This window comes from Acidobacteriota bacterium, from assembly GCA_016715115.1.
Taxonomy (GTDB): Bacteria; Acidobacteriota; Blastocatellia; order Pyrinomonadales; family Pyrinomonadaceae; genus JAFDVJ01.
On sequence record JADKBM010000013.1, the window covers coordinates 1 to 13,656 of the forward strand.

A 13,656-nucleotide genomic window follows, 5' to 3' on the forward strand; every position below is an offset into this window, starting at 1 on the left:
TGATCGATTCCGTTATGGATGGTGACGACCTGATCTTCACTCAGAATGACCGGCCGGTGGCGAAACTAACAGCCGTTCGACAAGAAAAGCCTTGTCCTCAATATGGAAGCGCCAAGGGATTGTTCGTGATGGCCGATGATTTTGACGCACCTCTCGAAGACTTTGACGAATACCGAAAATGAAGCTTCTCCTCGATACACATTCCCTTCTGTGGTTCATAGGGGGCGATCCGGCTTTGAGTTTGACGGCACGAAGACTGATCGAAGATGACCAAAACGAGAAATTCGTAAGTACGGTCAGCATTTGGGAAACCGCGATCAAAGCCAGCCTCGGCAAGATGTCTTTGACGTCGCCGTTCAGCGACCTGTTTCCGCGTCAATTGGATGTGAACGGCTTTGAGTTGCTGCCAGTTTCAGTTGACCATTCTTCGATTGTGGCCGTGCTGCCGTTTCACCATCGCGATCCGTTTGACCGAATGCTCGCCGCCCAATCGATCCACGAGAAGATGTCTCTGGTCAGCCTCGACACCGCCTTCGACGATTACGGCGTAGAACGGTTTTGGTAAAATCCGAAGCTCTTGCGGCTGTCGAAGAATCTTCATATCGCATTCTGCCCGCATCCCCTTCATATAGACGATTCGCTTTTTCGATGATGTCGAGTGAATTTCGTCCCGATCGCCAGTTCTCCCGCTTCAAAAAGGCCGCCCGTCCGACGACTGCCCCGCCGGGAGAAGGAAGATAAGGCGAACCAATTTGATCGAAAGTTTCTTCACTTCTGGCAAAAATGGCCCGAAAACCGGATTTATGCCCGTAAGGTAGACCGTGACTGGTTTCCGTGTCTTTGATAACTACCGACCAAATTTGCACGGATCCGGATATGGAAAATCTAAAATTGTCACCGTGTTTCGTTAAATGCGCCGGGCGCATCTTGCGCGTATCGAGCGCTTACCTGATCGCGTTTGTCCTTCTCATCCATCTCCTTCAAGGCGGCGTTCGATCCCAATCGACCGAACGATCAGAGAATTCGACCGGACTCGAAGCGGCCCAAAGATCGATTTCCGGAATCCTCAACGACGACGGCACGCTGAAGCCCGGCCTTAGCGGGAACTTTGACGCGAAAGGCTACCGGCTGGAATGTTCGGCCGACGGCTCGCCGCGTTTTGTCCCGCAATCGGAGGTCGCCGAAAGCGCAATGCCCCCGTCTTGCGGCGACCGGTGGGACGGACGTTTCGTTAACGGCGGACTCAACGCGCTGGTTTACGCGCTCGCCGTATCCGGAACCGATATCTTTACGTCGCCGGCGACTTTACCTCGGCAAATGGCACGGCGGCGAACCGCGTCGCCAAGTGGGACGGCACGAACTGGGCGCCGATCGGTAACGGATTGAACGGCCGCGTCAGATCGATCGCGCGTCTTCCGGACGATACTTTTTACGCCGGCGGCGATTTTCGCCGGCCGTGCGACAACGCCGCGTGCAGCGCGACCACGACCGGATTCAACCGCGTCGCGCGTTGGGACGGCGCGGCTTGGCTGCCGCTCGGGAACGGGTTGAACGAAGCGGTTTACACAGTCGCTGTCTCAAACACCGGGGCACTCTACGCCGGCGGTACGTTCACCGGAACCTGCAACAGCGCAAGCTGCGCGACATCGAGCGTCGGGCTCAACCGGATCGGGCAATGGAACGGCAGCGCCTGGCTGGGTCTCGGTACCGGAACGAACGGCATCGTCAACGCGCTGGCCGTTGCGGGCAATGGCGATCTTTATGCAGGCGGCGGCTTTGCGGCGACGGGTTGCCGGGTTTCGAACTATTTCGCACGGTATGTCAATCACCTGTTCACCGCCTCCGTCGATGATGACTGGTCAATCGGCGGAAACTGGAACAACGGCTTCATCCCCCCGGCAGATGCGGGAGCGACGGTCAAAGCGGCCGTCGCGATCGCGTCGGCTGACGTCACGATCCGGGATCTGCGGGTCGATGAGGGCTCGGTTCTGACGCTTCAGGCCGGGCGGACGCTGACGATCACCCGAAGTCTTGACATCCTCGGAACGATCGGCGGACCGGGAAATGTCGTGATCACGAACTGCGAACCGAACGCGGTCTACCGATTGGCTTCCGCTGGATATTTGAAAACCCAATTGACGCGCTGTGTGTCCGGATCGGGTGCTTTCGATTTTCCGGTCGGAACCGATTCCGGATACTCGCCGGTTCAACTGTCAAACGCCGTCGGAACCGGCGATTTTTCAGTCAAGGCCAATCCCGGACAATACCCCGACGGCGCCACCGGACTTCCCGTCAATCGGCTGAACCGTTGGTGGGCGCTGGAAAATTCCGGGCTTGTCCAGACCGACGTCGCATTTCAATATCCGGCGAGCGACGTCTCCGGAACCGAATCGAGCTACAAGGCGTTCCGGATCACCGGCGCTTCGGCATTTCAGCAGCCGACGGGCATCGACACGGCGCTCCACCGGGCGACATTGACCGCGGTCACCGAATTCTCCGACTGGACGCTCGGAGAGCAAGTGATCACCGCCGCCAACGTGACCATCGAAGGCACGGTCACGGTCGGCCGCAACCCGGTTTCCGGCGCGCTTTTGTCGCTCACCGATGAATCCGGCAACATCCGTTACGCACGGACGAGTCAATTCGGAAACTATCGATTCCCGGACGTTCCCGCCGGTGGTACGTACATCGTGTCGGTCGCTCATCGGCGCTTTCAATTCGCTCTCCCATCCCGCGCCGTTTTCGCCGCCGCCGATTTGACGGGCATCGATTTCGAAGCACTTTCCGGCGGTTGAAGAGCTTGACACATCGACCCCGCCGGCCCTGAGACACACAGGCGAATCAGTCTCGGAAAAGGGGTAAACGCAGGGAAAGCGAAATTGCTGAGTGGCAATGCGAATCTAGAAATCCGTAACGGCGAATTGGACCTTTGAGCCTACGACGAGGATAAGCGAGGTTTGCCTGAAATCTTAAGGTAGCATCGCTCGCTTTTTTTCGTCGTAACGACGTAAGCAACCCGAAGTGAACAAAACAAGGTACGGCAAAATTACCAATCAATTTGGAGTTTCTCGCGGGACTCGGTCGAATTGCCGCCTAAGTTACGCAAACCGCTTCGATTTATTGAACGACGCGTCGAGCGTGGCGGACACGGGCATTGCCGGCCCGAGCAATCAGTTGCGAGGGTCAGAGGACGTCAATTGCCCTGATTCCGAGATGAACGGAATTTGGCAGCATTAACAAAATAAGGGCTTTGGAACTCATTCCTGATGACCAGCAATCCGTCCGTTATCCGAGGACGTTACAAAATAATCCGAGAAGTTTCGCGTGGCGGAATGGGCGCGGTGTATCTGGCCGACGATCTCTTAAAAGGTTGTCCGGTCGCAATCAAGAAGAGTTTCCTTTCGGGCCAGGCCCAAGCGCAAAAAGGCTTTGAAATCGAAGCGAAATTGCTCGCGAGGTTGGATAATCCCGGCCTGCCGAAGGTTCTCGATTACTTCATTACTGAGAAAAACGTTCAGACGCTTGTAATGGATTTCATCGTTGGCGACACGCTCGAGGATATTCTCGAATCCGGAAAGTATCGGGTCGGTTGTGGACTGGCCTATGAAAGGGTTCTTGATTGGACGATTCAGATCTTGGACATATTGCGGTATCTCCACAATTTCGAACCGCCGGTCGTCCACCGCGATATCAAACCGAACAATATCAAGCTTACGAAGGAAGGGAAGATAGTTTTGCTGGATTTCGGGTTGGCGAAAAGTTCGTCGGTCACGGTTATGGGGGGCATGTCGGGGTATTCGCCGATCGAACAGGTTCAACGAACCGGGACCGATCAGCGGAGCGATATATATTCGCTTGGAACGTCATTGTTTCATTTGTTAACGGACCGTCATCCTTATACGGCGCTGGAGCGGTTCCGGAAGGTATATGAACAAAGTTCAAATGCTGAAGACAGTATTTCGAATCGGAGGTCCTTGGATCCGCAAGTTAAGGTTGAGGATCTCAATCCGCACGTTCCCGTAGCTTTCTCTGAAATCGTCGCGACTGCAATGGCCTTGGAACCCAAGGACCGATTTCAGTCGTCGAATGAAATGAAGAATGCGATCTTCGAGGCGCGGCTTAGTCAAAAGCAAACGAAAGAAGAATTTGTCGATAAGAGCAATTCGTCCGAAATGAAAGTTGATTCCGGTGAAGATTGGATTCGTGCGAAACCTCTGATCGATGACGACGAAGGAAGTCTTGGGGATTGGCGCCAACCTTATCAACAAGCCGAGGCCGACGCGACCCCGCTAATCAATGATTCGTTTGTGCCGCAGAAGATCGGCGAAAGTTCTGATGGGGAGCACGACCTATTGGAACAACAATCACGGAGCACGGATGACAGTAAGTTAATGACCACCGTCTCTTCCTATGGTTTCGCGGCGGGAGGCGCTAATCGGCCTCAGGAAACGGTCAATCCCTTCGAGGGATTCGGTTTGTCGGCCAGCAAAGTCTCGGCGATGCGACAGCAAAAGAACCCGAAAGTCCGTAAACGTAGTTTGCTGGCGCTACTAATACTGACGCCGACCATCGCAATCGTCGGAGTCACCGGATTGCTCGCATACAAAATCCTGTCGATGACAAAACTCAACATCGCAAACACGATGATCGAGACATCGGCCGCAGCTCTGACAGGAACGGAATCGAAGTCGGTCGAGGTTTCGATCTACCTTAATGAGAATAACTGGCAGCCTACTCCGCGCAATGAAAATTATCGCTTCGCGGATTACGAAAGATTCAAATTCGGAGTCACGTCTCCCCGCTCGGGCTTCTTGTACATTATCACCTCCGACAGCGACGATCGCGTGTCACTGGCCTATCCCAAACCAAGTCAGTTAGACAACGACATCAAGGCCAGTACTTTGAAGCTATTTCCCCCCGCAAAGTCCTTTCACTTCGATAGGAGCGCTCCCCTGAAGACGACGGCTTATTTTGCGATCGTGGCCTCACGGAAGGAGAAACTGGCGATTCGAATTCAGAACATACTCGGTGGTGGCGAACGCAAAGTGGAATCTGACGATGTCTCCGCCCTGATCTCGGAGCTCGAAGAAATTTCGGTCGATTCAGGCAGCAACCCGAGTGTCAAGATCTTCAAACTTGAGAAGAAAGGAGACGGAAAAGCTCAATGAACAGACCTGATTTCCGAGGTATCATCATTTCGATTTCAGCCGTTTTGCTTTGCAGCCTGTTACTAGCTGCACCAGTCGTGCCGCAGGGTGAAAGGGATCTGACGAAACCTGACACCAAGGCTACACCAGCGACGAGACCGGGAGCAACACCGACGCCCGTCCCCGCGATCAAGCCTTCAGAAACAACCGTCGCGGCGACGAAAAAGATCTGCGCCACGAGGCCCGAAACCGTTGGGGGCACACTCACGCCGGAAGCGTTTTCCGATCGGTTGGTCACATATTTTCAGAGCGAAACCGAAGTGCAGATCGTTTCGCTCGAGAATACCGGCGATATAGAGCAGGCGAGGCGCCGGGCGACTTCGCTTGGCTGCGAATACCTGATTCGGACAATTATCAAAGGCGACCAAAAAGGCGCGAACATTAAGCTGATCAGCAAAAAGAAGTACAAAATTTCGGTAGAGTACTTTTTGGAACAATTAAGCGACAACAGGATTCTCCGTTCGGAAAAGTTGGAGGAGGCCGACAAAAACGACGAAACGGCCGTCGGAAACGTGATCGGAAAGTTGGCATCCGGAGTCTTCTCCGCTTTGGGTGTCGGAAGAAATCCGAGGCAATCCTCAGAAACCGTATCATCGCCGAATTTTACTCAAGACGTCATCAGCGAACCGATGATCGCTCCCCGCTTGGTCGTTCAGACGAGCCACGCGTCATCGGTTTCGGATTTCGTGTACAGCCCCGACGGTAAGTTATTGGCGACGCTCGGCGCGGATGGGGTTGTTAAGATCTGGCTTGTATACAGTAAATTGGAGGTTCTAACGATTCCGGGCTTCGACGTCGTCGGAATTGACTTTCACCCGAACGGGCGTCAGATTGCATGTGTCAGCAAGAACAGCGTGGTCCGTATCTTTGACGTCGGTACCGGCAATTTGGCTCGCCGGTTTTTCGAGATCGCCCCGCCGGATAAAAAATCGAACTTCGACGAATCGCCCGGGCTCCTCTTTTTCAACAATCCGGTGCCGATCGAGTTCTCGCCGAGCGGCAATTTGCTTGTGGTCGGAAAGATCGGAGGGGTAAAGATCCTCGATGTCGCGACCGGTCGGACTTCGACCGTTTTCAAGAACAAGGACGACGATGAACCGATCGAATCGCTCAAGATCAGCCCGGACGGTAAATCAGTGGCCGCGGTCGTGCTCAAGAACAAGGTCAAAATATGGTCACTGCTCACGCTCAAGGAGATAAAGGAGTTCGATGCCAACGTCGAAGAAGTAACTGCTATCTCCTTCAGTCGGGACAGTTCCAGAATCGCTGTTGGAAGTGTTAACGGGTCGGTTAAGACATATTTCGCCTCCAACGGCAAAGGCGACAAGCGAATCGTCGACAGCAACCTCGACAAAGAGTTCGTTGTCAAAAAGATCGGCGGAATAGTTGGAAAGTTCGTGCCGTACATCGACAGCGCGATAAGGCTCAAGAACCTGATCGACTACTTCACGAGGATCTACAAGGATGAGAGCATCCGCGCAGTGGATTTCAGTCCGGACGGAAAGTCTCTAGCATACCAATCGGGCGATAACTCGGTAAAGGTCGTCAACCTTGAAAACGGCGCCGAACTTTTCGGGGTTCAAACGGAAAACACGCAGATCTTTCGCGAAGGAAACGCCCTCACAAAGTTCTTTATTTCGAGATATTTTAAGCAGATTTGTCCGGTTAAATTCAATAATGACGGGAGTTCGCTGAACACCTGCCGCGAATTCAAAAACATTCAGCGATGGGACGCCAAAACCGGCAAGAGCCTTGAGACGCTGGCTGTTGCGCGGCGCGGGGCAGCCGCCAAACTGCCGTTTCCGGTGCCGTTTGCAGTCAGCTCGGCGGCATATTTTCTAAATGATAAAACGCTCGTGACGACAACGCTCGGAGGCGGTGTCGCTCTTTGGAACCTGGAAAGCGGCGCAGAGCCCGAGAAGCTTTTGGATGAAAATGGTCTGATTAACGTACCGATCTCGCCGGACGGCAAGCTGTTTACGAAGATCATCGATGATGGCAAGGCCGTCGGTGTTTTTGAAGTCGAATCGAAGAAGCAGGTGAGTGGCCAGCCGTACGAAAAAGTCAAGATTTTCAGTGCGACGTTCAGTCCCGACGGCCGGTATCTCGCCGTGCAGCTTTTCGAGGAAAAAGAGAAAAAGAAAGACGATGAGAAGGACGAGACGAAGGACGGCAAAAAAAAGAAGGACGACAAGAAAAAGGATGACCAGACCGAAAAAAAGAACACGGTCAAGTATCGAACCCAGCGGGTCATCGTGAGCGTCTTCGATATCGCAGCGGGATCCGAAATTCGACGTTTTGAGAACGTCTCGCCGAACCAGTTCGCGTTCAGTCCCGACGGAAAGAACATAGCCGTGATGCCAAACGGGCAGTCCCTGTTCGACCCCTTTTCGAACAAGAGCGCAATCAAGATGTTCGACATCGTCAGCGGCGATCTCGTTCACAAAACAAACATCCGCACGACATCTCTCGGAGAGTTCGGTTCCAAGATCGTCTTCAGCTCCGACGGCAAGGTTTTTGTCGCGGAAGACAGCGGCATGCTGAAAGTTTGGGAGACCGCGACCGGCAAGAAGCTACAGGAAAAACGACTCGACGACTTTCAAACTCCGTTCAATCTGACCTTTGTTCCTCAAAAAAATGTCGTTACGTTCACGACTTTCAAAGGCATCTTCAATTGGGAGATCGACGCCAACCAGGTGACGCGATTGCCGATTACAACCGAGTACTGGGGTAAGATCTCGTACAGTCCGAACGGAAAGGCACTGGTCATCGGCAGCACGGAGAACCGCGTCAGATTGTTCGAAACGCAGGGTTTCACCGAGGTGGGAAGCCTGATTTCACCGATTCAACAGGACTGGCTGATGGTTTCTCCCGAAGGTCGATTCGACGCGGCTCGATTGGAGGACATCACGGAGGTTCATTGGGTAATGCCCGATAACCCCTTCGAAACCCACCCGCTTGAAATTTTTATGCGGGATTACTTCGAACCGAGGCTGTTGGGGCGCACCGTCGCCGGCGACAGTTTTGCTCCCATTCCAAACCTCATAGCCCGAAATCGTGCGATACCGAAGGTGCATATCACCGATGTTGCAAGAGTTGGAACTGACACGGTAAAGGTTACCGTTGCAGTTCAAAGCACGACTAGCGTCTCACAGGTCAGCAGCAACGGACAACCAAGGGTCTCGGGCGTCTATTCGCTGAGACTGCTTCGTGACGGACAACTCGTCGGGTATTCGAACGAACCCGACGACGCTCCGCTGGCCGTCGACGCCAGCGGAAAAGCGGTCCGAACGTTTACGGTAAAGCTTCCGAATCTGCCCGACAAGAAGGAGGTCGAATTTTCGGCGTATGCGTTCAATTCCGATCAGGTAAAGAGCCTGACGGATCGCAAGGTTTACGGCTTGCCGACTGATGTGCCGACCGCCGAAGGCAAGGCGTACCTCGTTACTATCGGGGCAAACGCAAACGAAATAAGTAGATACAGCCTCCGCTATGCGGCGAACGATGCGCGAGAGATGCAACGTGCGCTTGCAGCCGGCCTCAAGGAAACCGGACGGTTCCAACAGGTCATTGAGATTCCCCTGATCTCTGACTTCAATCCGAAAAAGCCGGCAACAACGTCGAAGCCAAAGACGAAGAAGACAACCAAACGAAGATCGAAAAAATCTTCTGTAAATCAACGTGACCTTGTTCCAACTACCACACCCGAACTGCGGGAAGCGTCGGTGAGCGGTGAACACAACGCCAAGAAGCTCAAGATCAAAGCGGTGATCGACCTGCTTTCCGGAAGAAAGCCCGTTGAAAAACCGAACATTCCGAACGAGAGCAAAATCTCAAAGGCGGGTCCCAATGACACGGTGATCATCACGTTTTCCGGCCACGGTTATGCCGATGAGCGCGGCGTCTTTTATATGGTGCCGTCGGATCTGGGCGGCACCGACGGCAAGTTCTCGAGTTTGCTGGGTCGATCGATATCAAGTGCCGAACTGGCCGAGTGGCTGCGTGACCTTGACGCCGGAGAGATAATGTTGATCCTTGATGCCTGCTATTCGGCGGCATTTGTCGAAACCGGGTTCAAGCCGGGACCGATGAACAGCCGGGGCGTCGGACAGCTTGCCTACGATAAGGGGATCAAGATTCTCGCGGCGACCCAGGAGAACAATGTGGCGCTTGAAGCTAAGAGTCTGCAGCACGGAGTCCTGAGCTACGTTCTGATCAATCAGGGTATCGAACAGAAACAGGCGGACTTTTTCCCGACCGACACGATAATCACTTCGGGTGAGTGGTTCGGATTCGGGGTGAAGATGGTGCCGGTCAAGGCGGCCGAGATCGAGGCCCAGCGAAAGAAGGAAAGCAGTAACCAACAATCGGATGACCGGAGGAAAGAGCGGCTGTTGCAGCAACCGATCCTTTTCAACTTTTCGCGCGATCGGCGGGGAAATGCCTTGATCGTAGCCAAGTGATCGAAATTTCGTCGTGAAGGGGAACGAAAAGCAAAAATGGGGGAATCATGCTGAAATCAATTATGTTGAAACTACTTGCGGTTGCCGTCGGTCTAACGGCCCTCGCCGCAACGGGTCTTGGACAAGAGGCCGGGCAAACTGCAGAAGAGGAGTTCGTCCGCGGCTTCACTCAAGTGCCAACACCCAAAAAAACATCGAAACCACCTCGGACGGTTAAGACCCCGAAGCCCGTTTCACTAGCCACAACAGTTGGAAAATCCGGAATGAAGGTCTGGCTTGAGCGGCAGATTGCCTGCGACGAGAACAAACCGTTCGTGCGCGTAGCTCCGACGACTGTCTTTCGAAGCGGCGACTGCGTCAGACTTCAGTTCAGGCTGAATTTCGCCGGTTATCTGAAGATCATCAATCTCGGGACGAGCGGCAACGAACGGACGATTTTTCCGACGACGCTCGTCCCGCCAAAGACTTCGAATACCCTGCCGGATAACCGTGGGTGGAAATTCGACGACAACCCGGGGGCCGAGCAGCTTGTTTTTATTGTTTCGAAGTCGCCGGTCGGTGTGTCTAATGTGGACGATTCTGTCGGCAGCCGTGATCTTATCCGGAATGATTCGCCCGATGTTGAAGTTTACGACAAGGACCTTTTACCGCGTGTTGAAAACGAGCAGGTCTACGTTTTGTCGGATGCGACGAGACTCGGGAAACCGATCGTCTTCAGATTGACGCTCAAACATCGATAGGAATCGCCGTACCGAGAAGTATGGAAAATTATATTCAGGACAACCGTGTGATCGCGATCGAGACGCTGTTTGGCAAGGACGTCTTGTTACTTTACGAGATGGACGGAGCGGAAGCGATCTCGGACCTGTTCGAGTTCGATCTTTCGATGCACTCCACCAATCACGGTCTGCCCCTTGACGCCTTGATCGGTGAAAACGCTACGGTTTCGATAAGATTGCCCGACGGTTCGGTGCGCTTCGTCAACGGTATCGTCAGCGAGTTTCGGCACAGCGGAACCTTTCTTTTGCGTGACGGGCGAGACGCGTCGCTTCTCAGCCATTACGAGGCGAAACTGGTGCCGTGGTTCTGGGCGCTGAAACTGAATCGCGACTGCCGGATCTTTCAGAACAAGAACGTCCCGGAGATTGTTCGCGAAATCTTCGGCGAACACTCGTCGGCCAGCTTTCAAATGCGTCTTACCGGCGATTATCCGCGTCGGGAATACTGTGTGCAGTATCGGGAGTCCGATTTCGATTTCATCTCGCGGCTTTTGGAAGAGGAGGGAATTTTCTATTTTTTCGAGCATTCCGAGAGTGACCATAAGCTGATCTTGTCCGATAGTCCCGTGCATTTCAGGCCGTCGCCCTTTCACCCGCTGATTGATTTCACTGAAGTCGCAAAAGACGACTTGACCGAAGCGGTGATATCGAAATGGCAGGCGGGCCGACAAATGCGGTCCGAACGGTTCGAGTTGAAAGATTTCAATTTCAGAAATCCGACACTTGACCTGACCGCCAATCTCGCCGGCAGCAAAAACCCGGCTCATCAACTGGAGGTTTACGACTATCCGGGCGAATACGAAAGCCGCGAGGTCGGTGAGAAAATTGTTAGGGTTCGTTACGAAGAGGAAAAGTCGCGCGAAGTTTCGATCCTCGCCAAAACAAACGGCCGCGGGTTCCAGGCCGGTTTCCAGTTTAAGCTTCAGGGTCATCCCCGGCTTGAGTTCAATCGGGATTATGTCGTTTTGAAGATCGAGCACCGCGCTTCTTCGATAGGCGCTTTCCGCTCGGGCGACAATTCCGAAGCCTTCAGCTACGAATGCCGGCTAAGCTGTTTGCCACATCCGACCAATTTCCGCCCGACGAGGAAATCGCCGATTCCGAAAATTCAAGGAACTCAGACCGCAATCGTCGTCGGACCGAAGGGCGAAGAAATATTCGTCGACAAGCACGGAAGGGTGAAGGTTCAGTTTCATTGGGACCGGATCGGTAAACGCAATGAGAAGAGTTCCTGCTGGATCCGCGTTTCACAGCCTTGGGCGGGAACGGGATTCGGTGGGATAACGATCCCGCGAATCGGGCAGGAAGTCATCGTCGATTTTCTCGAAGGTGACCCGGATCGGCCGATAATCACCGGCCGCGTCTACAACGGTGCGTCTATGCCTCCGTATGAATTGCCGGCGAACAAGGCGCACAGCGGGCTGATGTCGCGCTCGACCCCTGGCGGAGGCTCGGAGAATTTCAACGGCATCCGAATGGACGACGGCGTCGGCGCCGAGATGATGCAGATCCAAGCCGAAAAGGACGAGGACATCCTGGTCAAGAACGACAAATCCGAAACGGTCGGGAACAACGAAACGATCGAGATCGGCGTCGACCGCAGCGAGAACGTCGGGAACAATGAATCATTGACGGTCGGCAACGACCAGCAGATCTCGATCGGGAACAACCGAAGCGAAGACGTTGGAAACAACGAGTCGGTGAAGATCGGCAATAACCGAAACACGACCGTCAGCAGCAACGATGTCCTAAGCGTTGGGCTGACGCGAACCCATTCGGTCGGCATCAACGAGGCGATCAACATCGGCGCTGCGCAGGAGGTCTCGATCGGCGCTGTCCAGATCGTTTCGGTCGGCATCGCCCAGATCAACAACATCGGACTCAAACAAAAAACGAGCGCCGGCAAAGAGATTTCCCTGTCGGCCCCGCGGATCGTGCTGACGGCGACCGAGGAACTGACCCTGAAATGCGGCGCCGGGATCATTACATTTGACGCAGCGGGCAATATCACGATCAAGGCGCCGCTGGTGAAAATCAATACTTAGTGGAATGCAAGGATTTCTTGAAATCATCAATGGCAGGTATGCGGGAACCACGGAAATAGTCCCGGAAGGCGATGTTTGCACGGTCGGCGCCACGTTTGGTGCTGACCTATTTCTGCCGAACGACTCTTTGTGCGCACCGGTGCATTTCGTCGTGAAGAACGAAACGGACTATTTTCTTCTGGAGAAAGCCGGCGGAGAGGTATTCGTGAATAACCAGCCGTTCGAGAAGGGACAACTCGCTCACGGCGATTGGATACTTGCGGGAAAGACACTCTTGCGCGTCTCGACCGACGGCGGAGGATCTACTGGCGAAACGGTATTGGGGAGGCTGGTCGGGTATCTGATAAATGTCAAGAAACTCGCCCTGCTGATCGATGAAAGCACGGATTCCCGGATATCGCCGCTTTTGAATGAACACGGCGCCGTTTTTCGGGAACTGAAAAAAGACGTCAAAGATCTTGAGACGCTGACCTCAAATCCGCTGCTGGTGATCTTTCGCGATAACGGGGAATTGATTGAAACATTGGTACGATCCTTCTGGGGGAAAGGACGATTGGTGTTCTTTCAAGGCAGCAAGACTCTTGCCGAAACGGTCAAGTATCTGCAGTTCTTGCTTGCCAAGACACGAATGAGTACCGCCGCGGACCTTCGTTTTTATGATCCGCGAGTTCTGCGCGCCGTGTTGAGCGGGGCCGAGCCGCGACACGCCCAGTACTTTTTCGGCGCGGCAAAGCGTTATTTCGTCGAGTCGCAAATCCCGGGCCATTTGTTTGAATTCAACTGGACGGACAAGAAGGCATCGGCAACCCAGATTCGACTTTGCGAATCGGTGCCGAAAACCCCCACCGCGCGCGAGATTCATGGATTTCTGGGATCCGGGTCGGGCGATCTTCGCGCAGATGTGGGAGAATGCGTCGCGCATTTTTCGCCCGAAATCGCCCCTGTCGCCGATGACCAACTCCACGCTACCCTGCCGATCATCGATCGGTACAGATTCAAGTCGTTGGCGGCGAAGATACAAGCTGTCGTAATCACGGCGCTTTTTGGCGCGGAAATTTGGAATCGTCCGGAGATTAAGGCCTATCTTCAAACTGAACAGCTTTCGAACGATGACAAGCTCGACATTTGGGCCGCGAAAATCAATCGGAGTAGATTTTGAGAT

The 13,656-nt window shown here is 53.9% G+C and carries 9 protein-coding genes; all 9 read left to right on the forward strand.

Going from position 1 to position 13,656, the window contains the following annotated elements; genetic code table 11:
- On the forward strand, nt 1-182 hold a 182-nt coding region (locus IPN69_14830; GenBank protein ID MBK8811985.1), incomplete at its 5' end, for a DUF2281 domain-containing protein.
- Nucleotides 179-565, forward strand: coding sequence for a type II toxin-antitoxin system VapC family toxin (locus tag IPN69_14835; GenBank protein MBK8811986.1), 387 nt, complete (start codon nt 179-181; stop codon nt 563-565). The genes IPN69_14830 and IPN69_14835, both read left to right, overlap by 4 nt.
- A gap of 311 nt (nt 566-876) precedes the next feature.
- Nucleotides 877-1,386: a hypothetical protein gene (locus IPN69_14840; protein MBK8811987.1), complete on the forward strand. Its 510-nt coding sequence runs from the start codon at nt 877-879 to the stop codon at nt 1,384-1,386.
- Nucleotides 1,383-2,795, forward strand: coding sequence for a carboxypeptidase regulatory-like domain-containing protein (locus IPN69_14845; GenBank protein MBK8811988.1), 1,413 nt, complete (start codon nt 1,383-1,385; stop codon nt 2,793-2,795). Before IPN69_14840 ends, IPN69_14845 begins: the two co-directional genes overlap by 4 nt.
- Nucleotides 2,796-3,332: 537 nt before the next feature.
- A complete protein-coding gene (locus IPN69_14850; GenBank protein ID MBK8811989.1) occupies nt 3,333-5,168 on the forward strand; it encodes a protein kinase in 1,836 nt (611 codons plus the stop codon).
- Complete coding sequence (locus tag IPN69_14855) at nt 5,165-9,670, forward strand: caspase family protein (GenBank protein MBK8811990.1); 4,506 nt, start codon at nt 5,165-5,167, stop codon at nt 9,668-9,670. Before IPN69_14850 ends, IPN69_14855 begins: the two co-directional genes overlap by 4 nt.
- Before the next feature lie 263 nt (nt 9,671-9,933).
- The gene (locus IPN69_14860; GenBank protein MBK8811991.1) at nt 9,934-10,410 is read left to right on the forward strand and encodes a DUF4384 domain-containing protein; all 477 of its coding nucleotides are present in this window, start codon (nt 9,934-9,936) and stop codon (nt 10,408-10,410) included.
- A gap of 20 nt (nt 10,411-10,430) precedes the next feature.
- Entirely contained in the window at nt 10,431-12,494 is a 2,064-nt protein-coding gene (locus IPN69_14865; protein MBK8811992.1) for a type VI secretion system tip protein VgrG, read from the forward strand.
- Between the two features lie 4 nt (nt 12,495-12,498).
- Nucleotides 12,499-13,653, forward strand: coding sequence for a DUF4123 domain-containing protein (locus tag IPN69_14870; protein ID MBK8811993.1), 1,155 nt, complete (start codon nt 12,499-12,501; stop codon nt 13,651-13,653).
- Nucleotides 13,654-13,656 lie beyond the last annotated feature (3 nt).